The sequence below is a fragment of the Pseudomonadota bacterium genome (genome assembly GCA_030860485.1).
In the GTDB taxonomy this organism is placed as follows: domain Bacteria; phylum Pseudomonadota; class Gammaproteobacteria; order JACCXJ01; family JACCXJ01; genus JACCXJ01.
Genome location: JALZID010000283.1, coordinates 1 through 24,981 on the forward strand (window position 1 = coordinate 1; position 24,981 = coordinate 24,981).

Below are 24,981 nucleotides of genomic sequence, written 5' to 3' on the forward strand. Positions count from 1 at the left end.
TGTAAACCAACACCTGAAGAGCGTAGTGCGGGAAATCCGCACGCTACGTTCTGTGGGAGCCGGGGGCGGGTGACCGCCTCCGGCGACCCGGTGGGTGCCGGGTAACCGGTATCCCTACCGCGACCCAGCTCGTAACGGAAGAGCCAGTGTTCCCCCCAGGCGCTGGGGGGATGAAACCGTTGGTTTACCGGCCGCCGGGGCGTACCCTTCCCTGGGTGCTGACGGGTCCCCGGCGGCCTACGGAAAGAGGCCGGACAGATCGACGGGACACCCCGGCAGCTCAGCAGGCGCGAGCATTCCCGGTGCTGCGAGTATGCGGCATTCGAGATAACCCGATGCCGAGGGCGAGGTGTAGACGTGTAAACGCCTGTCTTCGAGATCGACGAGCCACACCTCTGGGATACTGTGACGGGCGTAGAGCGGGATCTTGACGTCACGATCGTAGACCAGCCTCGTGTCGGCGACCTCGATGATGAGTAGGATATCTCCCGGTAGCGGGTGGCCCGACCGGTAGAAGTCCTGGCGAGGACGAAGCAACGCGAGATCCGGCTCGGGCTCCGAGTGCTCGGGCAGAACGACGGGCGATTGTACCAGCACGATGGCGCGATCCCCGAGCGCCCTTACCAGTAGACGGTTCAAGGCCATGACCCGTTCCCGTATGCCCGCTACCGATCGGCGCCATATCGATGATCTCCCCTTCGATCAGCTCCACGCGGTCGTCTTCCTGAAAGATCCCCACCTCAGCCATGCGATGGAAGTCCGCGACCGTGAGCCGGTGCCTGGTCGTAATAGGTGTCGCAATGGTGGCCATCGTGCCGACTCCTTCCTCATAGATTCTCACGTACACCGTAGCAAGGCGCACGCGAGGGGGCAAGCACGAGCAATCCGTGTGAGACCCAGAGGTGCGGCGGGAAACCTATGCGGGTGTGTGACCGAATGTATGGCCGGCATACTGTCGATTCGTACCGAACGGCCTCACGAAGCTGTTCGCCGCCGCCACGGGGTTGAACTGGCCTGCACGAACTTTGCCGCAGGCCTCGCAGTCATACCACGGAGATGAGCATGTGCCCCCACGCCCAATTGGCCACAGAGGTAGCGAGTGCCGTCCTGGCCAGCACACCCGCATTTCGCATCGACCCCGGTGACCCGAGGCGACTACAGTTGCACAACGCGCTGGGCGAGCGGGTATCCATGGCGCTCGAGCCCGTTCGCGCCGAGATAAAGCCCCCGAGCGCCAGGCGTTATTTCGCCGGCGTCGAGACACGAGCCGAGCTCCTTGGCGCTTATCGAGAAGCAAGCCGGGCCCTGCCTTTCGAGATGGACCTACCGGAAGCCAGACGCCGGGTGCACCCCTACGCTACCGAGTTCCTGCACGGGCTCTTCGACGACGCCTGTGCCGTTCTCGAAGACCGCGACGCCGCCCGCATCGCCCGCTGGGTCCAGGATTTCGACATCTACGTGGCTGTCAAGGCCGTCGAGTCGCTGTTGAACAGCAAGGCCGATCTGGCGCTCCTCGAGATCGCCGAGGCGCGCGGCTGGTGCGTCCACTTCGACCACCTCGCCATCCGCTGTGGCAGTGAGGAGACGGGCGATGCCGAGCGCGTCGCAGGGCTCTTGACCGGCGAGCACGGCTATGTCGCATCGCAGGTCCCGGGCGAGGACTTCTATCGTTTCGCCGACGGCTGGAGCGCCTATCTGCTCTACAAGATGCTCGACAACGGGCAGGCGCTGCGGCTCTTCATCGACCAGTCCGATGCCGGCCATCCCACCCAGATCATCCAGCACTGGAACCACCTCTACGGTTACACGGCGCATCACCTCGCGATCCGGGCCACGCGGCCGCCGCTTTCGAATGTAGGTCAGCTCGGAGCGCGGGTGGCGGTGACGTTGGAGGAGCTTTGCGATGCCCTGGCGGAGCGCGGGATCAGGGTCATGGAGGCGACCGGGCATTACACGGAGGGACTGCTGTTACAGGTCTTCGCCCGCCCCGAGCGCACCCCGCGCATCCCTAGAGCGATCACGGAAGGGCTCGCCCGCCTCTGCGCCGGTCTCGAAACCAAGATCCAGAACGGCAAGCTCCTGGAACTCGTCGCGCGGCGCGAGATGCCGCCGGAGCTCGCAGAGCGGTTCTTCCAGCTCTATGGCCTCTCCTACACACCCGAGAACCCGCTGCACTCGGCGCCCATCTACCCCTATTTCCTGCCGGAGCAGGCCGCGCACGTGATCCGCACCTCGCTGGCCACATAGCCCGGATCTAGGGGGAAAGAGACATGAGTCTGCGTGCGACATCCTGGTTCTTTTGGCTCGTGCTCGGCGCCAACGCCGCGTCCGCCCTCGAGGTGGAGTTGGCCTACATCGGCGATCCCGCCGACGCGGTGTACTCGGCGTTGTCCCAGGGTCTCGAGGAGGCGAACCTCCAGGGCCAGTTCCTCGGCCAGCGCTATCGCCTGACGAGGTTCGCGCCCGGAGAGCCCAATCGAGCCCCGTCGAGCCAGGCCGCGGTGCTCTTGGCGGCGCTCGAGGACCGCGAGCTGCTCGAGCTCGGCGAGCGGGCGCCGGGGCGCGCGGTGTTCAACCTCGGCTCGGGATCCGACGCGCTCAGGCAGAGGTGTCTGCCGAACCTCCTCCATATCCTTCCCAGCACCCGGATGAAAGCCGACGCGCTCGCCCAATGGCAGCGCCTGCACCCCGAGTTCCCGAGCCCAAGTGCAGGCCTGGCACCCGGACTTTACGAAATATGCCGCCGAGCAGTTGAATCGGCGCTACCGCAAGGCACAGGGACGGGACATGGACGACCGGGCCTGGGCCGGCTGGGCCGCGGTCAAGATGGTCGCCGACTCCGTGGCGCGCCTCGGTAGGGCCGAGGCAACGCCACTGCTCGACTATCTCAAAACGGCCCTCGCCTTCGATGGCCAGAAGGGCGTTACCATGAGCTTCCGGAAAAACGGGCAGTTGCGCCAGATGCTCCTGATCGTGGAAGGCCCGCGCATCGTGGGCGAGGCCCCGGTCAAGGGGGTCGTGGACCCGACCCACCTGGACAGCCTGGGGCCGTCGATTGTGCAAAATCGAGTGACAGTTCGTGAAAACCGTCGCGAGCGAAGGGCTTTTTCACAAACTGTGAGGGGAACGCATGAAGAATGAAGTCCTGCTGATCCTGGCCCTGGTGGCCGGTCCGGCGTGGGCCGAGCCGACCCACCGGGTGTTCGTTACCAACGAGCGCGGCGATTCGATCACCGTGATCGACAGCCGTACCCTCGAGGTCGAGGCCACCGTTCCGGTCGGCAAACACCCGCGAGGGATCGGTCTCGCCCCGGACGGCACGGAGATCTACGTCGCGCTCGGGAAGGAAAACGCGATCGCCGTGGTCGATCCCAAGACCCTGAAGGTCCTGCGCAAGATCCCCTCGGGTGATGACCCGGAGGCCTTCGCCGTGCACCCGAACGGACATATCTATCTTTCCAACGAGGATGCCGCCAAGGCCACGGTGTTGGAGCCGAGGAGCGGCAAGGTCATCGCGGAGATCCCGGTCGGCCTGGAGCCCGAAGGCGTCGCCATCTCGCCCGATGGCAAGCAGGTGATCGTGACCAGCGAGTCCACCAACATGCTGCACGTCATCGCCGTACCCGAACATCGTGTCGTGGCCAACATCCTGGTCGGTGCCAGACCGCGCGCCGCGGTCTTCCATCAGGACGGCACCATCGCCTATGCGACATCGGAGATCAGCGGCGAGGTCAAGCGCGTGGACATGGTGAAACACCGGGTCCTGAACAAGGTGCCGCTAGGCGATGACAACATCAAGCCCAAGGACATCCTGGTGAGCCGGGATGGGGCGACCCTGTACGTCGCGGGCGGCCGCGCCAACCAGGTGATCGTGCTGGACGAGAAGACGCTCGGCACCAAGACCCGCATCCCGGTCGGCCAGCGCGTCTGGGGCCTGGCGATGTCCCAAGACGGGTCTCGCATCTATACCACGGATGGGGCCAGCAACACCGTCTCCGTCATCGACACCGCGAAGAACCAGGTACTGGCCACCATCAAGGTCGGCGAGGCGCCGTGGGGCGTCATCATCGACGATCGGTCCTAGCCGCCGGCCATTCATCACTCCGCAGGTTGCAAGTCGACCGGATCGCGTCATCATGCCGCTGCGCTTGCAGCGGCGTATTGGCATCTGACAGCGAGACAGACCCATGAAAATCAAGATGGCAATCGTGGCCGGGCTGTTGTGCGCCGCCGGCGTCGCGGAGGCGGTCGATTCCCAGGAGATCGTGGACGCCGCGGAGAGCAACTTCAACCGACCCGCCTTCTAACCGCCAGGGGCCTCTGGAGGAATTGGCCCCGCCGCTGATTTGTGCAACAACGCCTCGAATCGCGCAACTCCCCTTGAACATTGCCACATAACTCTGGCTACAATAGGCCACGGGCCGGAGAAACCCGGGGTGTGCGTGAAGGAATTGACTGCGCGTGACCGCCGTGCTTTGCAAACGCATTTCCTCGCGCTTGACGGAAGCGCCCGGCTGCTGCGTTTTGGTATGGTCTTTCCCGATGAACTGATTACCAGGTATGTGCAAGAGACGAATTTCGCACGCGATACCATGTTTGGCGTCTATGACAGCGAGCTCATGCTGGCCGGTGTCGGAGCATCTCGCTTTTACGCCGCGCGAACAAGCCCTGCCTGTAGTCGCCCGCGCCCCCAGCAAAGAGCGCATCGGGGAGTTTGGCGTATCGGTAGCTGCATCGGCGCGAGGCATGGGCATCGGCACCAAGCTTTTCGAACGTGCGGCTATACACTGCCGTAGCGCTGATGTGGACATCTTGTACAGGCAGTTTCTATCATGCAACGAGAGCATGATCCATATTGCAAAAAAGTTCGGGATGGACCTCCATAACCACCGTGGTGAAGCAGACGCCTATCTGAAGCTGCGACCGGCCAATCCAGCCAGCGCATCGCAGGAAATCGTAGAGGAACAGCATGATCTATCAGCTCCCCAAGGGCCGCCCGACGGGCAAACGGTGCTCTCCATATTCTTCCTGGCTGGCACTGTGTTTCGCCGTCCTATCCACCTATCCGCGGACACTACCCCCCTCGTCTTGGTTAGCGCCTGTGCCTTGAGATGTGCGAGTACTTGGTTGCGACGGACCTTAAGAGTTGGCGTCAATAACCCGTTTTCCACGGTCCATAGTTCCAAGCTCGGCGTAACGCTCCGCACTTTCGCATAGCCCGGAAACGCGTGCAGTCGCATCGCGATCCTGTCTAAGATCGTCGCATGGACCTGCGCTTGTTCAAGCGCGGCCGGGTCGTTCGGGTCGAGATCAAGCTCACGCGCAAGCTTCGACCAGTGTTCTCGGTTTAGCACCACGCTCGCACTCAGATAGCCCTGACTTTCTCCCGTCACCATCGCTTGCTCGAAGAGCGGATCGAGGGTAATCGCGCGTTCCATACTTTCTGGGGCAATCTTTTCACCATTGGCCATCACGATGATCTCTTTGATTCGGCCAGTGATGTAGATATGGTGATCCCCGATCCGCGCCTGGTCGCCGGTGTGTAACCATCCTTCGCTGCCGATTGCCATCGCGGTGAGCTTTGCATCCCCCCAGTAACCTAACATGACACCGGGACTCTTAACGAGTAGCTCATCATTGTCTCCAATGCGTACCTCCACATCCTCGAGCGGAGTTCCGACGCTGAACGGGTCATTATCGGTGAGCGGATTAGCGCTTACCACGGGACTCGTCTCGGTCAGGCCGTAGCCATTTGAGATGGGGAATCCTAAGCCGATAAACACGATCGCGAGACGTGCCTCTAGGGGAGCTGCCCCGCAGCTGACTACGCGCAGACGATCGCAACCTAACCGGGCGCGGATCCGATGTGCCACGAGCCGATTGAGTAAAGGCCATAAGAGTTCGACTGAAGTCCTCCGTAGAGTTTTCGAGGACCCGAGGCACGACCAATAGGTTGGTCGGCCGGACCGCTGTGAGCTCTTCAACGAGCTGCTGATGCGAGCGTGCGTACGTGAGGAGGGAGCCTGCCATCACTGGCAGGTAGTAGCCAACGGTGCGCTCGAAGGTGTGCGCAAGAGGCAAGAAAGAGAGAAACCCATCGTCTGGGCAAATGGAGAACCTTCGCATTAACGCGTACACGTTCCACAAAATGTTGCGATGGCTCAGCATCACCCCTTTGGGGCGGCCTACTGTTCCGGACGTGTATACGATAGTGGCGAGATCATCGGGGCCGCTGGCCTGCATTGGTGCGTCATGCTCGACGCGCGATAACCATGCGTTAACGTCGCCCAGACGTGCATCGCTCGAGTTGTTTCTATCGGGGGCAACGGTAAGGACGCGCACCAACCCCACTGCGGGGTGATGTGGTCAATATGTCGAGCCAACGGAATGCTTTTTCCGTGCATCAGCATAATGTGCTCATCCCCTTTGGCTCTGAGCGTGAGTTATACGGTGGTGGTAGCCTAAAGCGGGCGGGGCGTTCACGCCGTTCCGCCGCCGCACCGGCCCGCTTCCAATTGACTCATGGTCTCAAGCGCCATGTTCGCATGCGCGTAAGCGCCGCCCGCGCGCATCTCGGCGGCGACCCAAATCGCTTCCATCACCTCCGCCTCGGTCGCCCCGTGCTTTACCGCAAGCTCGGTGTGGCCGCGAATGCAGTACGGACATTGGGTCGCGTGCGCCACCGCCACGGCGATGAGCTGTTTGGTCTTTGTGGGCAGCGCACCATCGGCGAACACGCGCGTGCTGAACGCCTTGAACGCGGCTGAGATTCCCGGCGCCAGCTGCGCCCGTTTGCGCGCGAGTTTCTTACTAATGGGCGGATAAAGTTGCGTGTCCATATTAGCTCCTCGGTAGATTTCCTTAAGGGCCGGGGCATCACTCAATGAGCGAGCTTCAAGGGAGGCAGCATTGCGTTGCTGGGAGTCGCCAAGAAGGGTTGTCGGCTCAAGGAGATGAACCGGATCGAATCGAGGTTCGATCTGGGATCAGGCCAGTTGGAATCAAGCGAATGCCCGCGCCGGTGCTCGGGGTGGTGCCCGGGCGGGCAAGCCGAGAATGCGTGAGGATCTTGGCGATCACGATGGGATCGTCGATGGCGGCGCTGACCGGGGGCCACCGCAATGGGGACACTGCTCGATGTCGACGTCGAACACGAGTTTGAGCAACCGAGCCCAGCTCAGGCGGACCGGCGCCCGGGGGATGGGGCGCATCACCGTGATCAGTTGAGTTGTTATTCGTAGGTGCGGGACCCGGCCTTGCCCCAGAACACGCGGTAGGAGAATGCGGTGTAGGCGACGATGAACGGCAGCACGACCAGCGCTACCGCGAGCACGGCCTTGAGCGACGAGGGGTGGGCCGCCGCTTCCCAGATCGTGAGCCGGTCCATCACCACGTAGGGAAACAGGCTGTAGGCAAGCCCAAGAAAGGCGAGCACGTAGATCGCGACGGCGCCGGCGAAGGGTGCCCATTCCGGCGCGTGCGCGCCGCGCTTGAGCCGCCCGCTGGCACGCCATACCCAGATCCCAGCCACGAGGCTCGCCGCCGGCAGCAGCATCAGCGGGAGTGTGCGCGGGAAGTCGAACCATTTGTCACGCACCGTCTCGCTCGCCGCTGGTGTGGCGAGGCTGACGAGCGCGACCCCGAGCGCCACCCACATCAGGCCCCAGCGGGCCCAGCCGATCGCCTTGCTCTGCAATTCGCCTTCGGTTTTCATCACCAGCCAGGTCGCGCCAAGCAGCACATAGCCGCCGCACAGCCCGCCCGCGACGAGCAGCGAAAACAGCAGGTAGCCGAAGCCCGGCTCGAAGCCCGTGATGTAACGCCCCAGCATCAGCCCTTGGGCAAGGGAGGCGAGGAACGAGCCGAACCAGAACAACCAGTTCCACAGCTCCCGGTGCCACCCCTCGGCCTTGATACGGAACTCGTACGCCGCGCCGCGCAACATCAAGCCGATCAGCATCACCGCCACCGGAAGGTACAGCGCGCCTAGGATCATGCCGTGCGCCCGCGGAAAGCCGACCAACAGCAACCCCACGCCGAGCGCGAGCCAGGTTTCATTGGCGTCCCAGAACGGCCCGATCGAGGCCACCATCACGTCCTGCTCGCGCGCGGTGGCCGCCGGCATCAGCATGCCGACCCCGAGGTCGTAGCCGTCGAGCACGACGTAGGCGAGGATCGCCAGGCCTATCAGCACGGTGAAGACCAATGCCAGATCGGGCGTCATCCCGCCGCTCCTGCCGCTGCCCCCGCGAGCTTGGGCTCGGCGGGGGCGCTGCCTTGGCCGGCGAGATGGGTGAGCACCACCGTGTAGGCGATCAGCATCAGGCCATACGTGATGACATAGCCGGTGAGGCTCGCGCCTAGCGCTGCCTCGGAGGTTGCGCCGGCGGCGTCCGTGGTGCGCAGCACTCCGGTCACCAGCCACGGCTGGCGCCCGATCTCGGTCACGAGCCAGCCGGCGAGCGTCGCGACCCAGCCGGAGAAGGTGAACCCGGCGAAAGCCCACAGTAGCCAGCGCGGCGGCGGTGCGTCCCGGCGCAGCCTCCATGCCCCGGTCCAGGAAAGGAGCAGCATCAAGACGCCCGTACCGACCATCACTCGAAACGCAAAGAACACCGGCGCCACCGGCGGGGTGTCCGGCGCAAAGGCGTCGATGCCCTGCAGCTCGGCGTCGGGATCGTGCTTCAGGATCAGGCTCGCGCCCTTCGGGATCTCGAGGGCGAAGTCATTGCTGCGCTTTTCGTCGTTCGGGATCGCAAAGAGCACCAGCGGCACACCCTTCGCGGTCTTCCAGGTCCCCTCGATCGCGGCGATCTTCGCCGGCTGGTGCTCGAGCGTGTTCAGGCCATGTAGGTCGCCGATCAGGATCTGCAGCGGCACGAGCACCGCCGCGATCTCGATGCCGGCGCGCAGCGTCTTCTTCGCCGCGACATCCTCGGCGGCCTGGAGCAGCCGCCACGCCGAGAGGCCCGCCACCAGAAACGAGGCGGTGAGCCCCGAGGCGAGCATCATGTGCATCAAGCGATAGGGGAACGAGGGGTTGAAGATCACCTGCCACCAGTCGCCCGCCACGATCTGCCCGTCCGCCATGACGTGGCCCAGGGGTGTCTGCATCCATGAGTTGAGCGCGAGGATCCAGAACGCCGAGATCGTGGTGCCGATGGCCACCAGCACCGTCGCGCCGACGTGCATCCATCCCGGCACGCGGTTCATGCCGTAGAGCATGACGCCGAGGAAGGTCGCCTCGAGGAAGAACGCGGTCAGGATCTCATAGGCGAGCAGGGGTCCGGCGATGTTGCCGACCGTGTTCATGTAGCCCGGCCAGTTGGTGCCGAACTGGAACGACATCACGATGCCCGACACCACCCCCATCGCGAAGGACAGCGCGAACACCTTGGTCCAGAGCTGGTAGGTCGCGAGCCACCCGACATCGCCGGTCCGCGCGTAGCGAACGCGGAAGTACACGAGGATCCAGGCGAGCGCGATGGTGATGGTCGGAAACAGGATATGGAAGGCGATGTTCAGCCCGAACTGGATGCGGGCCAGTGCGACCGCGTCTAATGGGTCCATCGGCTCGCGGGTGGATCAGGGGTTTATGCTTCCAACCGAGCATCCATCGTGATCTCCGCGTTCAGTACTTTCGAGACGGGGCACCCTTCCTTGGCATTTTGCGCTGCCGTCTCGAACACCTGTCGGTCCGCGCCCCTCACCCGGGCCGCGACATCCAGGTGCACCGAGGTAATCGCGAACCCGACGTCCGTCTTGTCCAACCGGACGGAAGCCGTCGTCCTGATACTTTCGGCAGTCAGGCCGGCGTTCTCCAACTGTGCAGACAAGGCCATCGAGAAACAGCCTGCATGGGCGGCGGCAATCAGCTCCTCGGGATTGGTGCCCTTTCCCTCTTCAAAACGGGTGTTGAACGAATACTGCGTCTCAGAGAGAACGCCGCTGTCGGTTGAGATGGTCCCTTTCCCGCCTTTGAGGCCGCCCTTCCAGACGGCTTTTGCGTTTCGTTTCATTTTTGCTCCTGTGCCATTGAATAGCGTTATCGAGAAGTGCCTTAATACCCCTCCAGCACGAACGTTTTCCATTGAATCAGCCGAACGACCCCATGGGACCGGGATACGTCACCTCTTCCAAGCGCCCGGTGTCGACATCGTAGAAGAAACCTTGCACCGTCACTGCGTCGGGCCCGCTCGTCGGGATCCAGGGATGGTTCATGATGGCGGACATCGACCGCCGTACATCCCAGGCCAGTCGTTCGATGTTGGTCTGGTCCCGTGGCGCATCGAGGGGCTCGATAGGGCCGCGGAAAGCGTGAAACGCTGCGGGCGTCGCCGTGGACATCTTGGGGCTGACGAACGTCCTTCCCGTCGCCGAGCTCAAGATCTGCCCCGCCTTTGTGTCCCCCTCCAAGCCGGTCTTCATGAGATCATCGGTGAACGCCAACATGCCACAACGCGTGTGGTGAATGAGAATGATCTGATTGGTGTCCAAGAGGTGATGTGAAATGATCAAGCAGCGGATCACGTCGTCGGATACGACACCACCGGCGTTTCGGATGATATGCGCATCCCCGGTCTCTAGGCCCAACAGGTCTTCCACGTCCAACCTTGCATCCATGCAGGCCACCACCGCGAGCCGCTTGGCCGGCCGGATCGGTTTCGGTCCCGGGTAGATCGCGCTATGCACGCCCTGCTTGTTGGCGTATTGCCGATTGTTGTTCAGATAATCATCGATCTGTGCCATCGTCGCACCTCGTTTACGTCGGTGATAGAACGGTAGTCCAATGTAGGGTGCGCTGCGCGCACCAGGCAATCGACCGTGGATCTCCAACGGAAGTCATTGGCTTGTGGCACGCCCCCTGGCTGTTGCCCTGAACCGCCGGTATCGAGGCGATGCGCCTTGGGCATTGTCAGGGGTCATGCGAGGTGGTGCGCGTCGGTCATAGCCTGGTCTCCCGACTCGGACCCAAGGACCGGGGTGGCGATGAAGTATGGTCGCGAGGCGGGAAGGCGTCAATGGCCGGGGTAGGCACAGGCCGCCTCCGCGGGATGGAAGACCACGCCGGGGCACGGAGGAGGCGGTTGCGAGGGCTTCGTCGCAGGACGGGTGGGCCGCGGCCAGTTCATCATAGGTCTTTGACTGGGTGGTCCGCGCGGGCGCGGGGAGAGGGCCCCTTCGTTCCGGCCCCGGCCGCGTTCTGGGTGGCTGTCGCTGGGGGACCCAAAGGCGGAGGTCGTTCCGGACGCCGGTCCCGTGTAGACACGCACGTACCCATCGACGCACAAAAGCGCCGCGTCCTCGGGCGCCGCCATCCTCTCTGTGCAGGGTCCCCGCCTTCCGCCGGCAACCTCCCGGGCGGCGCGGCCAAAGGAGAGCAACCCTGCCGAGCTACCCGGCTAAGTTGTATGATATCATCACCATCCGGTCACGCCGGCGGCCGACGCGGTCTCGGCCACATCACCCGCGATTGCCGGCGGATGCCTCCAGGAGGGGAGACCGGATGGAGTAGCCACATGGCTCCGAAGGCTCAGAAACGTGCAAACAACCACGTGAGAGAGAGCGGCGCGCAGAGCAAAGGCTCGTCGTTTCCGATCGTCGGTGTGGGGGCCTCGGCGGGCGGGCTGGTAGCGTTCACCGAGCTGCTCACGCATCTGCCGCTCGATACGGGCATGGGGTTCGTGCTGGTGCAGCATCTCGATCCGGAGCACGAAAGTGCGCTCACGCAGCTCTTGGCACGGGCAACCAAGATGCCGGTCCGCGAGATAACGAACAATCAGCGCGTGGAGGCCAATTGCGTTTATGTCATTCCGCCCAATACGAACTTGGGCATCGCGCGGGGCGTTTTGAAGCTTCAGCCGCGCCCGGAGACGCGCACGCTACGCCGGCGCGTATCTCGAGCCGCCCGCCGGCAAGGCGAGCTTCGAGGTGCTGAAGATGGCGCGGCAAGGTTTGATGCTGCCGCTGCGCGCAGCGATCAACCAGGCGAAGAAGGAAAACAAAGCGGTGCGCAGGGAAAACGTGCGGATCGAACAGAATGGCAAGGCCCGGACGGTGAATCTGGAAGTCATTCCGCTGAAGAATTTGCGGGAGCGCTGCTTTTTGGTCGTGTTTGAGGAAGCAGGACGGGTAAGGGACTCCGCCGACACTGCGCTGCTGCCGACTCCACGGCCTGCCCGCAAAGACTCCCGCCGGGTCGCTGACCTGGAGCGCGAGACCTCCGAGATGCGCGACTATCTGCAATCCATTCAGGAACAGTACGAAGCGGCCAAACGAGGAGCTCCAGGCGTCCAGCGAAGAAGTCCAGTCCGCCAACGAAGAGTTGCAGAGCATCAACGAAGAGCTGGAAACGTCCAAGGAAGAGCTGGAGTCGGCCAACGAAGAGTTGACCACAGTCAATGAGGAAATGGCCAATCGCAACGCCGAGCTGAACCGCCTCAACAGCGATTTGATCAATCTCCAGACTTCTACCAAGCTCGCCGTTGTGCTGGTCGGACGCGATCTGATCATCCACCGCTTCAGCCCGCAGGCGGAAAAACAGTTCGATCTTCTGGCGACGGACGTAGGGCGGCCGATCAGCCACATCCGGCACAACCTCGTTTTCGCTGACGCGGCGGGATCCCCGTCCGACCTGGAGAGGCTCAGCGCCGAAGTCATAGCGTCCGTGCGCGAGCAGGAACACGAGGTCGCGACAAAGGCGGCCGCTGGTATTCCCTGCGTGTGCGCCCCTACATGACCCTCGACAACCAGGTGGACGGCGCCGTGCTGGTGCTGGTGGATATCGACGCGCAGAAGCGTAGCGAGCAGGAAATCGCTGCCGCACGCGATTACGCCGAGAACACGGTCGAGACCGTGCGCGAGCCGTTGCTGGTGCTCGATAAAGAACTGCGCGTCGAAGGCGCCAATCGCTCCTTCTACCGCGCCTTCCGCGTCGCGCCCAGCGATACAATCGGCAGGTTTATCTATGACGTGGGCAACCGACACTGGGACATCCCGCGCCTCCGCGAGCTGTTGGGGGAGGTCCTGGCAGAGAGCACCAGCATCGATGAGTTCCAGGTCGAGCACGACTTCGAGCAACTGGGCCGCCGCACCATGCTGCTCAACGCCCGGCGCATCCACGACCCACAGCGAAAGGGCGAGCGCATCCTGCTGGCCATCGAGGACATCACCGAGCGCAGGCGAGCGGAAGAGGCGGTGCGCGAAAGCCGCTTCCGAGAGATGATCGACGCGCTGCCGGCGGCCATCTACACGACGGACGCCAAAGGCCGCCTCACGCACTTTAACCCCGCCGCCGTGGAGGTCTCGGGCCGGACGCCGGAACTGGGGACGGACCGGTGGTGCGTGGGCTGGAAGCTGTGCCGTCCTGACGGCACGCCGCTGCCGCACGAGGAAACTTCGATGGCCATCGCCCTCAAGGAGGGCCGCGATGTCCGTGGCGAGCAGATCATCGCCGAGCGGCCCGACGGCACTGCCCGCTGGTTGGAGCCCTATCTCACGCCACTGCGCGACACCGAAGGCCGGGTCCTCGGCCGCATTTACATGCTGGTGGACATCACCGAGCGCAAGCACGCCGAGCATGCGGCGCGCGAGAGCGAGGAGCGGTATCGCACCCTGTTCGATTCGGCCCCCATGGCCGTCTTCCTCTGCGACCGGAACGCGGTGATTCAACAATACAACCACCGCGCCGTGGAACTATGGGGCCGGGAGCCGACGTGCGGGGTTGAGAAGCACTGCGGCTCGACGAGGCTGTGGCTGCCGGACGGCACGCTGCTGCCGCACGATCAAAGCCAGGTGCTGGATGTGCTGCGCACCGGCGTCCCGGCGCACAACGTGGAAGTCTTCATCGAGCGGCCCGACGGTTCGCGTCTGCTTGTGCTGGTCAACTTCGCCGCGATCAGGAACGCGCGGGGAGAAGTGAGCGGCGCGATCACTTCGTTCATCGATATCACCGAGCGCAAGCGGGCGGAAGAAGAGTTGCGGCAGGCTGAAAAACGCCTGCGATTTGTCATGGACTCGATGCCGCAGAAAATCTTCACCGCCAAATCCAACGGCGATGTGGACTATTTCAACCCGCAGTGGACGGAGTTCACCGGTCTGCCGTTCGAGCAAATCGGAGATTGGGGTTGGACGCAGTTCATCCACCCCGACGACGTGGCCGAGAACGTCCGGGGCTGGCGGCAGTCCATCGACACCGGCGAGCCGTTCCTGTTCGAGCATCGCTTTCGGCGTGCGGACGGTGAGTACCGCTGGCACATCAGCCGGGCGTTGCCGATGCGGGACGCCCAAGGCCGGATTGTCATGTGGATCGGCTCGAGCACGGACGTTCATGAGCAACAGCAGACGGCGAACAAGCTGCAGCAGTTAGCCGCCGACTTGTCCGAAGCCGACCGCCGCAAGAACGAATTCCTGGCGATGTTGGCCCATGAGCTCCGTAACCCGCTGGCCCCGATCCGCAACGCCCTGCAAGTCATGCGGCTGACGGGCGACAATGGGGAGGCAGTCCATTCGGCGTTCGAGATGATGGAGCGTCAGGTCGGGCAGATGGTGCGGCTGGTGGACGACTTGCTCGACGTGAGCCGCATCAGCCGGGGCAAGATCGAGCTCCGCAAGGAACGGGTCGAGCTTGCGTCGATCGTACACCATGCCGTCGAAGCCTGCCGCCCTGCGATGGAGTGTGCGAAACACGACCTAAGCATCACGTTGCCGCCGCAGCCGGTGTACCTGTACGGCGACCCGATCCGATTGGCTCAGGTGGTGGGCAACCTCTTGAACAACGCCAGCAAGTTCACCGATCAGGGCGGCCTCATTTGGCTCACGGTCGAGCGCGAAGATGAGCAAGCCGTTATCCGAGTCCGGGACACGGGCATCGGCGTCTCGCCCGACCAGCTTCCTGGTATCTTCGAGATGTTCGTGCAGGTCGATACTTCGTTGGAGCGCTCGGTAAGCGGGTTGGGCATCGGCCTGACGCTGGTGAAAAACGTGGTGGAGATGCACGGCGGCACGGTGGAAGTCCATAGTGCCGGTGTCGGTCAGGGGAGTGAGGTCGTGGTGCATCTGCCTATCATGGAGGAAACGCCCAAACCGCTGCCGGCGCCGAGCGCCAGCGATCCGACGACCACGATCGCGCGCCGCATCCTCGTGGTCGATGACAACCCGGACTCGGCGGAGTCTCTCGCCATGCTGTTGCAAATCAACGGCAACGAGACGCACATGGCCCACGACGGCCTGCAGGCGGTGGAAGCCGCCGAGCGGTTCCGTCCCGAGGTGGTGCTGCTCGACATCGGCTTGCCGCAGTTGAACGGCTATGACGCCTGCCGCCGCATCCGCGAGCAGCCGTGGGGCAAGACCATGGTGCTGATCGCCCTGACCGGATGGGGGCAGGAAGAAGACCGGCGCAAGTCGAAGGCCGCCGGGTTCGATGTCCACCTGGTCAAGCCCGTGGACTACGGCGCCCTGATGGAACTGCTTGCTCTACCCGCAGATCAGGGAGGCTAGCTCCCCAGGCGCTGAGACCGACCACGATTTCGCGCCGCATTGCGCCTTTGCAGGCGGGGGGCGGGCTGAAAACAAGAAAAAGGGGTCGGAGTTATCTTTATTGCCTAAATCATGACAGGCAAGCGGGGAAATATGAGGTGGATGAACGAGGGATGGTTTGGGTAAATACGACAAGCTATTGCGCCGTATACGTGCAGGTAAGTCGGATGCAAACGTTCCGTTTTCAGACCTACGATAGGTACTGATCAGGTTGGGTTTTGAAGAGCGCATTAAAGGTGACCACCACATATTCACGAAGGAGGGTGTCGAGGAGATCCTCAACTTTCGCTGTCGATCGAGGCGCTCGTTGCCGTCTTCCGTTTCTGCCGCGATGCTCCATCGCAGCTTCCGTATGCGGCCACGATCGGCCTGACGGCCGCGGCGCTGCTGGCCGCGTGCGGCGTTTTCATCAAATTGAACCATAGTGCGGAAATGCTCGAACCGGAATCGCTGGAAGCGGCCAACTTGTACCCGGCCGAGGCGTCTGCGACGCCTTCGCCTTGGCTGCAAGTGAAAAACGCATGAACCAGGGCTCTCGCCACCACCGCGCGCGAAAGCTGCGGGAGGCAATGCGCCAGGCGCTTGCGGAATTCCTGCTCGTCCCCACCGGCATCATCGTGGGTTTCCTGGTCCTCGCCGCGGCCACTTTCATGCTCGATCGGAGCAGCACTGCCTGGCTGGTACCGATCCGGACGTTGCTGCAAACCTATGCCTTCGCCGATGCCACGGCCACCGGGGATCTGCTGGGGACGATCGCTGCGGGACTCATCACGATCACATCGATCACGGTTTCGCTATTGCTAGTCGCCCTGCAACAATCAGCGAGTGCCCTGACTCATCAGGTGTACGACCAGTTTCTGCGGAATCGGCAAAATCAAGTCTACTTCGGGTTTTTCGTCGGCCTGTCGCTTTACGCACTCATTACGCTGGCCTCCGTCGGGCCGTTGAATCCCGTCTTCGGCGCCATCGTTGCGTTGATGTCGACGATTACGGCGCTTTGTCTGCTGCTCGTACTGTTCTACACCACAGTCAATCAGATGCGGCCGGTGGTTATCATCGAGGCGATCCGCCAGCACGTACTGGCGGCGCGGGAAGTCCAGCTCGGCCTCCTCCGCAAAACCCGGCGGTCCTCCAGTTTGATCGCCTCGTTGAGCCTTCCCGTTAAAGCCGTGGCCCACGGCTTCGTGACGCGGATCGATGTCGAGTCCATCAAGTCCGCGGCGGTTCTCGCCGGGGCAGAAGTGGAAGTCGTCGTGCGGGTTACGATCGGCTCCTACGTCGTGTTTGGACAGGTGCTTGCCGAAGTGAAGGCGCATGCGCTGGACGACGCGGTCGCCGTCGCCGACGTCCTGGAAGACGCGATCCATCGCGAAGAAAAGCGCGATATTGCCTCCGATCCGCTTAACGGCATCGAAGAGCTCGAGACCATCGGGTGGACGTCGATTTCGACGGCGCAATCGGACCCCGACGCCGGGTTGCTCACGATCTACAGCTTGCGGGACATTCTGGCGCGCTGGTCGAGCCCGCCGGATGAAGCCCCGGAGGGTGAAATAGCGCCGATCGTGTATGTCGACGACGTTCTACCGCGGTTGCTGAATGCGTTCGAGTCGCTGGCCGTGTCGGCGTCGGAATCAATGCAGCATCAGAATTGCTCCGAGATCCTTCGCACTTTCGATCTCCTGTTCGAACGGCTGCCGCCGGATTTGCAACTGCGCGTGGAAGACGTGATCCGTCGTACGCTGTCTGCGCTGGGCGATCATGTCCTCACAAACGAGCTCGAGAACGCGCTCACGGGATTGATCTCCACTCTCGAGCAGGCTGGGCGCCGGCAAACTGCTGCCGCAGTTCTCGCGGCGAAGGATCAACTGGCGCGTTCCCTGGGCAAGCTCGGCGGCCGCTCGAGCCGTCCGGCATGATGCCAATGAGCGGTCGCGTTCACTCTTTGACGATGCAGCGGCGCCAACAGCCACCGGCCATCTACACGGCAGAAATCGTTAGCCTGGGGTGGAGCGAAGCGTAACCCAGGGATCGGCCATGGCCTCCCCGGATTCCGCTGCGCTCCATCCGGGCTACATGACTTACCCCACCGACGCGAACGATAGCGCGCTGTCCTTTTCCGGGAAGCCGCCGACGCGGGCGACGCGCACGGCGCAGAACTTGAACTCCGGGATCTTGCCGTAGGGGTCGAGGGCCTCGGTGGTCAGAAGGTTGGCGGCGGCCTCGGTGTAGCAGAAGGCCATGAATACCGAACCGCGCTGCATGCCGGTATCGGATCGAGCGCGTCCCTCGAGCCTGCCGCGGCGGGAATCGATCCTGATCATATCTCCGGGCAGGGCGCCGATCTGGTTCAAATCCTCGGGGTGGATGTTGATGACGGGCTCGGGTTCCAGGGCGTCGAGCACGGTCGCGCGGCGCGTCATGCTCCCGGTGTGCCAGTGCTCGAGATGGCGACCGGTGATGAAGACGAAGGGATAGTCCTCGTCGGGCCACTCGTTGGCCTCGATGTAATCCGCCGGGACGAAGTGGCCGCGGCCGTCCTCGGTCGGGAAGCCGTCGGTGAAGATCACCGGTTCTCCCGGATCGCCCTCCTCGATGAGCGGATAGGTGAGGGAGTCTACTTGCGTGAGCCGGTCCCAGGTCATGCCGGCCATGGTGGGCACGGCCTTGCGGATCTCTTCGAAGACCTCCTCGGGGCCCTCGTCTTCCCAGTCGAGCCCGATGCGGCGCGCGATCTCCTGGATGATCCAGAGGTCCTGGCGCGCGTCGCCCGGAGGATCGATGGCCTGACGGCCGAGCTGCACGCGCCTGTCGGTATTGGTGAAGGTCCCGGTCTTCTCCGGGAAGGCCGAGGCCGGGAGGATCACGTCCGCAAACCCCGCGGTCTCGGTGAAGAAGATGTCCTGCACGACCAGGTGATCCAATAACGCCAGCGCCTCGCGGGCGTGGTTGAGATTGGGATCGGACATCGCCGGGTTCTCGCCCATGATGTACATGCCCTTGATCTCGCCGTGGTGGACGGCGCTCATGATCTCGACCACCGTGAGCCCCGGATAGGGGTCGAGGCGCGTACCCCAGAGCTGCTCGAAATACTGGCGGGCCTTGCGGCTCTTCACCGGCTGGTAGTCGGGATAGACCATGGGGATGAGGCCGACATCCGATGCTCCCTGCACGTTGTTCTGGCCGCGCAAGGGATGGAGCCCGGTGCCCGGCCGACCGATCTGACCCGTGAGCAGGGCGAGCGAGATCAGACACCGGGCGTTGTCCGTGCCGTGGATGTGCTGGGAGATCCCCATGCCCCAGAAGATGATGGAGGCCTTGGCGCTCGCATACACGCGTGCGATCTCTTTGATCAATTCGGCCGGGACGTCGCAGAGCGGTGCCACGCGCTCGGGGCTATAGCCCTTGACCGTCTCGGCCACCGCCTCGAAGCCCTCGGTGTGCTTGACGATGTAATCGACGTTGTGGAGCCCCTCGGCGATGATGGTGTGCATCATGGCGTTGAGTAACAGCACATCGGTGTCGTTCCGGAACTGGACAAAGTAGCGGGCATGACGCGCCAGATCGGAGCGGTAGGGGTCCATGACGATGAGCGTCTTGCCCGACTTGGCGGCGTTTTTCATGAAGGTCGCGGCGACCGGATGGTTGATCGTGGGCCGCGCCCCGATGATGACGATGACCTCGGCATCCGCGACATCGGCGACCGGGTTTGAGACCGCGCCCGAGCCCAAGGTCTGGAGCAGGGCGGCCACCGAGGAGGCGTGGCAGAGGCGCGTGCAGTGGTCCACGTTGTTGGTGCGGAAGCCGGTGCGCACCAGCTTCTGGAAGAGGTAGGCCTCCTCGTTGCTGCCCTTGGCCGAGCCGAAACCGGCGAGCGCGTTCGGACCCTTCTTGTCGCGGATCCGCTTCAAGCCCTGCGCGGCGAGATCCAGGGCCTCTTCCCAGGTCGCCTCGCGGAAATAGGTCGCGAGGTAGGTCGGGGAGAGGAGCCTTGGCGTCTTCGGAACACCGGCCCTCCGGATGAGCGGTTTGCGCAGGCGATCCGGGTGGTGGACATAATCGAAGCCATAGCGCCCCTTGACGCACAGCCGGCTGTGGTTGGCCGGCCCGTCGCGACCGTCCACATAGAGGATCTTGTTGTCCTTGACATTTAAGGTCAAAAGACACCCGACGCCGCAATAGGGGCAGGTCGACTCGACCTTCTTCTCGGGCTCGATGAGGCCGACGTTGCGGGCCGGCATGAGCGCGCCCGTGGGGCAGGCCTGGACGCACTCCCCGCAGCTCACGCAGGTACTCTCGCCCATGGGGTCGTCGAGGTCGAAGACGATCTTGGAATGCGTGCCCCGAAAGGCATACCCAATCACGTCGTTGACCTGCTCCTCGCGGCAGGCGCGCACGCAGCGCGTGCACTGGATGCAGGCGTCGAGGTTGACGGCGATGGCGGGGTTGGTGAGGTCCGGCGCCGGCTGCTCGCGCCCGGGGAACCGCGAGGGGCCGATCGCTAGCCAGTCCGCCCAGCGGTCCAGCTCCGAGCGCGGGGTGTAGGGCGAGCGCCCCGCATCCGGCATGTCCGCAAGCAATAGCTCCACGACCAGCTTCTGGGAATGGCGGGCGCGCTCGCTGTCGCTCCTGACCTCCATGCCCTGCGTGGGCTTCCGGCAGCAGGAGGGGGCCAGCGCCCGCTCGCCCTCGATCTCGACCATGCAGGCCCGGCAGTTGCCGTCCGGCCGATAGCCGGGCTGGTAGCAGAGGCGCGGGATGTCGACGCCGACGCGCTTCCCGGCCTCGAGGATGGTCTCGTCCGGCAGGGCATGGACCTCGCGGCCGTCCAGGGTGAAGGCGATGGTCTCGGGTTCGGGTAGGGGTTTGGGGATGGCGGCCATGTCAGACGAACTCCTCCGGAAAATACTTGATCGCACAGCGCAAGGGGTTGGGCGCGGCCTGGCCGAGCCCGCAGATCGAGGCATCCTCCATGGCCCGGGCCAATTCCTCCAGGAGGGCGGTGTCCCAGACGTCCCGCTCCATGAGTTTCACGGCCTTGGCCGTGCCCACCCGGCAGGGGGTGCACTGGCCGCAGGATTCGTCCTCGAAGAAGCGCAGGGCATTGAGCGCCGCATCGCGGGCGCGGTCGTGATCGGATAGCACGATGATGGCCGCGGAGCCGATGAAACAGCCGTGGGGGATGAGCGTATCGAAGTCGAGGGGCAGATCACCGAGCGAGGCCGGCAGGATCCCGCCCGAGGCGCCGCCGGGAAAATAACCGTAGAATTCTTGGCCGGACAGCATCCCGCCGCAATATTCATCGATCAGCTCGCGCATGCTGATCCCGGCAGGGCAGAGGTGCACGCCGGGTTTCTGCACGCGGCCGCTGACCGAGTAAGAGCGCAGTCCCTGCCGCCCGCGCCGCCCTTCCGAGGCGAACCACTCGGGACCGCGCTCGATGATGTCGCGCACCCAATACAGCGTCTCCAGGTTGTGCTCCAGGGTGGGTCGGCCGAAGAGCCCGACCTCTGCCACATAGGGCGGCCTCAACCGCGGCATACCGCGCTTGCCCTCGATGGACTCGATCATGGCCGACTCCTCGCCGCAGATATAGGCCCCCGCGCCGCGCCTGAGGTGCATGGGCGGGAGCGGGCAGGGCGGATCCTGGGTGAGCGCGTCGATCTCCTGGGCGAGCATGCGGCGGCAGCCGGCATACTCATCGCGGAGGTAGATATAAACCGCCTCGGCCTCGATGGCCCAGGTGGCGATCAGCATGCCCTCCAGGAAACGGTGCGGGTCGCGCTCCAGGTAATGGCGGTCCTTGAAGGTGCCGGGCTCGCCCTCGTCGATGTTGATGGCCACGAGCCTCGGTTTAGGCTGATCGCGTAAGATCCGCCACTTGCGCCCGGCGGGGAACCCGGCGCCGCCTAGCCCGCGGAGCTTGGAGTCTTCGAGTAGCTTGACGATGGCCTCGCGCTCGCGGCGACCCTCGACGCAGGCGGCGAGGGTCTCATAGCCGCCCTCGCGGCGGTATTCCGCGTATCGGATGCACGCGGGCAGCGGCGCCTCGGTGTCGCCAGCAATCACGGCATCCTCGACACGCTCGACTGTCGCGGCCTCGATGGGGTTCTGCCCGACCACCGCCACCGGCGCCGCCTGGCAGCGCCCGACACAGGGCACGTGCTGCACCCGCACGCCCTCGCCGAGCCGCTCCTCGAGCCCGGCGATGAGCTCGCGCGCGCCGAACAGCTCGCAGGTGACCGAGTCGCAGACGCGCACGGTCAAGGCCGGAGGCGGCGCCTCTCCTTCCTTGACGACATCAAAGTGATGGTAGAAGGTCGCGACCTCGTAGACCTCGGTGGTGGCGAGCCTCATCTCCTCGGCGAGCGCCACGAGGTGGGTGGCCGGGAGGCAGTGGAAGCGGTCCTGGATCCTGTGCAGGTGCTCGATGAGCAGATCGCGACGCCGCGGCTCCTCGCCCAGGAGCTCCCGTACCTCCGCCAGGGCCGCGGGATCGACGGCCCGGCCTCGGATCTGCCCCTTTTTCTGCCTTTTCTTGATGCTGGTGACGTTCACACGAAATCTCTTTACGACAGGGTGCGCTATGCGCACACGAAGTAGATCAGGTTAGCTACGGCGCTGCGGCACCGACGGCGGCATGAGGCGCGGCCGATAGCGATGCCTGCGCGGGGGCGAGATCGAGCAAAGGATAGGAAATTCAATTCAGCTTTGCAACATATATTGTCTATGGTCGCGTCGGACGGGCCGGTGGGTAGGGGTGGTCCGTGCGGGGGAAGAGATCGCTTGGGGTTGGCCCTGGCCGGGTTCCGGGTGGCTTTGGGGGACGCATAGAGGATCCGGTGCCCGGACGCGAGTCTACCCGCGACCCGGCCGCCATCCATCGCGCGGCCGGCGCGACCGCCTGCAGACCCAATTTCGCAGAGCGCTGCATCGGTGATCTACCTGCTGAAGAGATCTACCACCGCCGGTCCGTGGGGCTGGCACGCATCATGCCGTTACCCCGGCCACCAGCCCGGCAACCATTTATAGGAGAAACTCTCCGCGACGCTATGGAGCCGTGTCAAGATAAGTAACTTACTCTTGTATGCACGCATGACGCATATTAGAATTAGACAAGGAGACTGGTAAGCCAAGCGGGAAGAGGATCGACGGCATCGTGAGCAGGAAAACTAAAATGATGAACTACAGGATCTGAACTATGAACCACAGCAACTGAATAGCAGACTGCGATAATACGGGATGCCGATTCGGGCATCGACACAAACAATAGTAGAGTAAGGAAACATGTTAAGGAAACTCACTGAATTATTGGCCGGCCTATTCCTCTTGGTATTGGCCATAGCACCGGTTTCATCCGCGGAATCTGAACGTATTGAAGTTGCCCCCGGCGTCTATTTTCAGAGCGCCGATGGGCTTGCCTCTTCGCGCCCGGAAGCCCGCCAAATCCCGGCGGCGCGGTCCGGCCGCATCGTTGGCGGCACGGAGACGACAATCACGCAATGGCCTTGGCAGATTGCAATCGCCTTGTCGCCATCGTTCTTCTCCGGCAACGGCTTCGACCGCCAGTTCTGCGGCGGCACGCTCCTCACACCGACCTTCGTGGTCAGCGCCGCTCATTGCTTTTACGACGGCGCTTTCACGGATCCCGCGCTGTACTCGGTGATCACCGGGCGCACGCACCTATCCACCAGCGCGGGCCAGGAGATCAATTTCGATACCTATTTCTACTTTGTCGATGGGTTCGGCAATCCGCTATTCAATCCCAACGACTTCGATTGGGACCTTGTGCTCGTAAGGCTCGCGGCCCCGTCGGTTTCACCCACAATCAAGCTCTCGGGGCCAGACGAGCGCGCCACCTGGGCGTCCGGGCGGACTGCCTTCATTACTGGCTGGGGCACCACGGCTGAGGGAGGCGTGAAGCAGGATGCCTTGCGGCTCGGGCAGGTGGCTATCGTGGACGATTTGATCTGCGCCGACCGCTACGCCGGTGTCAGACCCATCTATCCTGATACGATGGTGTGCGCCGGCCGGGCCGGAGGCGGCGTCGACACCTGCCAGGGCGACAGTGGCGGCCCCCTCGTTGTCCCAATAGCCGGCGGCGGCTTCCGGCTCGTGGGTGATACGAGCTTCGGGGTTGGGTGTGCGCGGGCAGAGTTCCTTGGGGTCTACGGTCGCCTCGCCGATGATCCCTTCCGTTCGAGCATCCGCAACCTCGTCTTCTCGCAGACGGGGATTGACGTGGTTGGGACCGGCGCCACGCCCCTGGGACCGCCACCTCCGCCACCTCCGCCTCCGCCGCCCCCGCCGCCTCCGCCGCCTCCGCCGCCTCCGCCGCCTCCGCCACCTCCGCCACCTCCGCCACCTCCGCCGCCTCCGCCTCCTGCGACGACGATCACGAGCGGGCCGAAGAAAGTCACTGCCGCCAAAAAGGCCAGGTTCACTTTCGTGGCCAGCGCGCCGGTTTCGACCTTCCTCTGCAAGCTCGATCTCAGACCGGAAAGACCTTGCCTATCGCCATTCAAGGTTGGTGTAAAGCTCGGCAAGCATACCGTCAGGATAACGGCGGTAAACCTCCTCAACGTTCGCGGCCCGGCAACGATGCGCAGGTGGCGAGTAGTCGGGGCAAGCTCTAACTAAGGGCGCCGTCGCAAACATCCCGGCGGGTCAAACGCGAAACTCCGGTTGACACCGGGAGGTCGAGCCATCCTCAAGGCGAATACCTGAAGAAAAGTCCCCGACGCCATGGAGATCAGGAATACGCCTGGGAATGCCTTCACCACACCATGTCAGGCTGAGGCTGAGATAAAGCCCTAGTCCTGGTAGGCAACCAACGCAGCAATTTGCCCCCGCTCCTCGGGGGTGCTTTCTTTGAAATGAGAAGTGAATTGCGCGAGGGGCTTGAGGAGTGAGTACACCACTCAGCCTGCTGCTCGATGAACCCGGCCTCCTTGAGGCGTTTGGCGAACTTGAGGGTATCGAAGGCTATGGCGCTCATGGCGTGGAGATATTCCAGGAAGAACAACGCAGGGCTAGTTTAGCCCTCACACCGAATACGAACCGAACAGGCCTGGGTTGCGCATGATTAGCGAGACCCGTGGAAGCCGATCCGGGCTCAGGTGCGATCGTGATCCGCTACGGGTTGTCCATCGCTCGCGGCCGCGGTTCGCAACGGATCTACCACGGGGGGGCACGATGGCCGGTAGCACGCGTGACCTGAGCGGTACGAACCCCGGCGATGGCAGGGCGACCGGGCCGGGGCCCCTACACCTGACCGGACCACGTCGCCTGGGCTAGGCGCCTCGTCCCGTCCCCTGCAACAGGCGCTCGATGCGCGGGCGAAGGCCCACTCCGATCGATCACCCGCGCATCCGGTTCCAAACACCCGGCGATCACAAGACCCTGGTCAGCGCCGCCATCGCGCCGACCGCAACCACCATCATGGTC

The 24,981-nt window shown here is 63.7% G+C and carries 18 protein-coding genes and 2 pseudogenes; 10 read left to right on the forward strand and 10 right to left on the reverse strand.

Features of this window, described 5'->3' with window-relative positions; genetic code table 11:
- Positions 1 to 237: 237 nt before the first annotated feature.
- Complete coding sequence (locus tag M3461_17360) at positions 238 to 645, reverse strand: Uma2 family endonuclease (GenBank protein MDQ3775991.1); 408 nt, start codon at positions 643 to 645, stop codon at positions 238 to 240.
- Between the two features lie 417 nt (positions 646 to 1,062).
- Between M3461_17360 and M3461_17365 the strand changes: the two genes are divergently transcribed.
- From M3461_17365 to M3461_17385, 5 genes are all read left to right on the forward strand, one after another.
- On the forward strand, positions 1,063 to 2,247 hold the full coding sequence (locus M3461_17365) for a hypothetical protein (GenBank protein ID MDQ3775992.1): 1,185 nt from the start codon (positions 1,063 to 1,065) through the stop codon (positions 2,245 to 2,247).
- A 23-nt stretch (positions 2,248 to 2,270) separates the two neighbouring features.
- A complete protein-coding gene (locus tag M3461_17370) occupies positions 2,271 to 2,858 on the forward strand; it encodes a hypothetical protein (protein MDQ3775993.1) in 588 nt (195 codons plus the stop codon).
- On the forward strand, positions 2,788 to 3,141 hold the full coding sequence (locus tag M3461_17375; protein MDQ3775994.1) for a hypothetical protein: 354 nt from the start codon (positions 2,788 to 2,790) through the stop codon (positions 3,139 to 3,141). The genes M3461_17370 and M3461_17375 overlap by 71 nt, the downstream gene beginning before the upstream one ends.
- Entirely contained in the window at positions 3,131 to 4,084 is a 954-nt protein-coding gene (locus M3461_17380) for a PQQ-dependent catabolism-associated beta-propeller protein (protein MDQ3775995.1), read from the forward strand. Before M3461_17375 ends, M3461_17380 begins: the two co-directional genes overlap by 11 nt.
- A 521-nt stretch (positions 4,085 to 4,605) precedes the next feature.
- Positions 4,606 to 5,217, forward strand: a complete 612-nt coding sequence (locus M3461_17385) for a GNAT family N-acetyltransferase (protein MDQ3775996.1) — start codon at positions 4,606 to 4,608, stop codon at positions 5,215 to 5,217.
- 311 nt (positions 5,218 to 5,528) lie between these two features.
- Here the strand turns inward: M3461_17385 and M3461_17390 are convergent.
- The 7 genes and pseudogenes from M3461_17390 to M3461_17420 form a co-directional block, all read right to left on the reverse strand.
- Positions 5,529 to 5,873 (reverse strand): annotated as a pseudogene (locus tag M3461_17390) (AMP-binding protein).
- 67 nt (positions 5,874 to 5,940) lie between these two features.
- A pseudogene (locus M3461_17395) lies at positions 5,941 to 6,231 on the reverse strand (AMP-binding protein).
- Between the two features lie 248 nt (positions 6,232 to 6,479).
- On the reverse strand, positions 6,480 to 6,839 hold the full coding sequence (locus M3461_17400) for a carboxymuconolactone decarboxylase family protein (protein MDQ3775997.1): 360 nt from the start codon (positions 6,837 to 6,839) through the stop codon (positions 6,480 to 6,482).
- A 392-nt stretch (positions 6,840 to 7,231) separates the two neighbouring features.
- A complete protein-coding gene (locus M3461_17405; protein MDQ3775998.1) occupies positions 7,232 to 8,224 on the reverse strand; it encodes a cytochrome d ubiquinol oxidase subunit II in 993 nt (330 codons plus the stop codon).
- Positions 8,221 to 9,570, reverse strand: coding sequence for a cytochrome ubiquinol oxidase subunit I (locus M3461_17410; GenBank protein ID MDQ3775999.1), 1,350 nt, complete (start codon positions 9,568 to 9,570; stop codon positions 8,221 to 8,223). The genes M3461_17405 and M3461_17410 overlap by 4 nt, the downstream gene beginning before the upstream one ends.
- 23 nt (positions 9,571 to 9,593) lie before the next feature.
- Positions 9,594 to 10,019, reverse strand: a complete 426-nt coding sequence (locus tag M3461_17415; GenBank protein ID MDQ3776000.1) for an OsmC family protein — start codon at positions 10,017 to 10,019, stop codon at positions 9,594 to 9,596.
- A 76-nt stretch (positions 10,020 to 10,095) separates the two neighbouring features.
- Positions 10,096 to 10,749, reverse strand: coding sequence for a carbonic anhydrase (locus M3461_17420; protein ID MDQ3776001.1), 654 nt, complete (start codon positions 10,747 to 10,749; stop codon positions 10,096 to 10,098).
- 770 nt (positions 10,750 to 11,519) lie between these two features.
- Between M3461_17420 and M3461_17425 the strand changes: the two genes are divergently transcribed.
- From M3461_17425 to M3461_17440, 4 genes are all read left to right on the forward strand, one after another.
- A complete protein-coding gene (locus M3461_17425) occupies positions 11,520 to 12,119 on the forward strand; it encodes a hypothetical protein (GenBank protein MDQ3776002.1) in 600 nt (199 codons plus the stop codon).
- A 206-nt stretch (positions 12,120 to 12,325) separates the two neighbouring features.
- Positions 12,326 to 12,739 (forward strand): PAS domain-containing protein, encoded by a 414-nt coding sequence (locus M3461_17430; GenBank protein ID MDQ3776003.1) that lies wholly within the window; start codon positions 12,326 to 12,328, stop codon positions 12,737 to 12,739.
- The gene (locus M3461_17435; GenBank protein MDQ3776004.1) at positions 12,736 to 15,498 is read left to right on the forward strand and encodes a PAS domain S-box protein; all 2,763 of its coding nucleotides are present in this window, start codon (positions 12,736 to 12,738) and stop codon (positions 15,496 to 15,498) included. The genes M3461_17430 and M3461_17435 overlap by 4 nt, the downstream gene beginning before the upstream one ends.
- 560 nt (positions 15,499 to 16,058) lie before the next feature.
- Positions 16,059 to 17,453, forward strand: coding sequence for a DUF2254 domain-containing protein (locus M3461_17440; protein ID MDQ3776005.1), 1,395 nt, complete (start codon positions 16,059 to 16,061; stop codon positions 17,451 to 17,453).
- A 162-nt stretch (positions 17,454 to 17,615) separates the two neighbouring features.
- Here M3461_17440 and fdhF read toward each other — a convergent pair whose 3' ends face one another.
- Positions 17,616 to 20,417 (reverse strand): formate dehydrogenase subunit alpha, encoded by a 2,802-nt coding sequence (gene fdhF / locus M3461_17445; GenBank protein ID MDQ3776006.1) that lies wholly within the window; start codon positions 20,415 to 20,417, stop codon positions 17,616 to 17,618.
- Between the two features lies 1 nt (position 20,418).
- Positions 20,419 to 22,092: an NAD(P)H-dependent oxidoreductase subunit E gene (locus M3461_17450; GenBank protein ID MDQ3776007.1), complete on the reverse strand. Its 1,674-nt coding sequence runs from the start codon at positions 22,090 to 22,092 to the stop codon at positions 20,419 to 20,421.
- 969 nt (positions 22,093 to 23,061) lie between these two features.
- On the opposite strand from M3461_17450, the gene M3461_17455 reads away from it, so the two are divergent.
- Positions 23,062 to 24,174, forward strand: coding sequence for a serine protease (locus M3461_17455; GenBank protein MDQ3776008.1), 1,113 nt, complete (start codon positions 23,062 to 23,064; stop codon positions 24,172 to 24,174).
- The last annotated feature ends 807 nt before the right edge of the window (positions 24,175 to 24,981 follow it).

What these genes read in the sequence shown, in the direction of transcription:
- M3461_17370 (MDQ3775993.1), top strand. Translation starts at nt 2,271, where the DNA reads ATGAGTCTGCGTGCGACATCCTGGTTCTTTTGGCTCGTGCTCGGCGCC.
- fdhF (MDQ3776006.1), bottom strand. Translation starts at nt 20,417, where the DNA reads ATGGCCGCCATCCCCAAACCCCTACCCGAACCCGAGACCATCGCCTTC.
- M3461_17410 (MDQ3775999.1), bottom strand. Translation starts at nt 9,570, where the DNA reads ATGGACCCATTAGACGCGGTCGCACTGGCCCGCATCCAGTTCGGGCTG.
- M3461_17405 (MDQ3775998.1), bottom strand. Translation starts at nt 8,224, where the DNA reads ATGACGCCCGATCTGGCATTGGTCTTCACCGTGCTGATAGGCCTGGCG.
- M3461_17435 (MDQ3776004.1), top strand. Translation starts at nt 12,736, where the DNA reads ATGACCCTCGACAACCAGGTGGACGGCGCCGTGCTGGTGCTGGTGGAT.
- M3461_17425 (MDQ3776002.1), top strand. Translation starts at nt 11,520, where the DNA reads ATGGCTCCGAAGGCTCAGAAACGTGCAAACAACCACGTGAGAGAGAGC.
- M3461_17375 (MDQ3775994.1), top strand. Translation starts at nt 2,788, where the DNA reads ATGGACGACCGGGCCTGGGCCGGCTGGGCCGCGGTCAAGATGGTCGCC.
- M3461_17440 (MDQ3776005.1), top strand. Translation starts at nt 16,059, where the DNA reads ATGAACCAGGGCTCTCGCCACCACCGCGCGCGAAAGCTGCGGGAGGCA.
- M3461_17385 (MDQ3775996.1), top strand. Translation starts at nt 4,606, where the DNA reads ATGACAGCGAGCTCATGCTGGCCGGTGTCGGAGCATCTCGCTTTTACG.
- M3461_17400 (MDQ3775997.1), bottom strand. Translation starts at nt 6,839, where the DNA reads ATGGACACGCAACTTTATCCGCCCATTAGTAAGAAACTCGCGCGCAAA.
- M3461_17380 (MDQ3775995.1), top strand. Translation starts at nt 3,131, where the DNA reads ATGAAGAATGAAGTCCTGCTGATCCTGGCCCTGGTGGCCGGTCCGGCG.
- M3461_17420 (MDQ3776001.1), bottom strand. Translation starts at nt 10,749, where the DNA reads ATGGCACAGATCGATGATTATCTGAACAACAATCGGCAATACGCCAAC.
- M3461_17415 (MDQ3776000.1), bottom strand. Translation starts at nt 10,019, where the DNA reads ATGAAACGAAACGCAAAAGCCGTCTGGAAGGGCGGCCTCAAAGGCGGG.
- M3461_17365 (MDQ3775992.1), top strand. Translation starts at nt 1,063, where the DNA reads ATGTGCCCCCACGCCCAATTGGCCACAGAGGTAGCGAGTGCCGTCCTG.
- M3461_17360 (MDQ3775991.1), bottom strand. Translation starts at nt 645, where the DNA reads ATGGCCTTGAACCGTCTACTGGTAAGGGCGCTCGGGGATCGCGCCATC.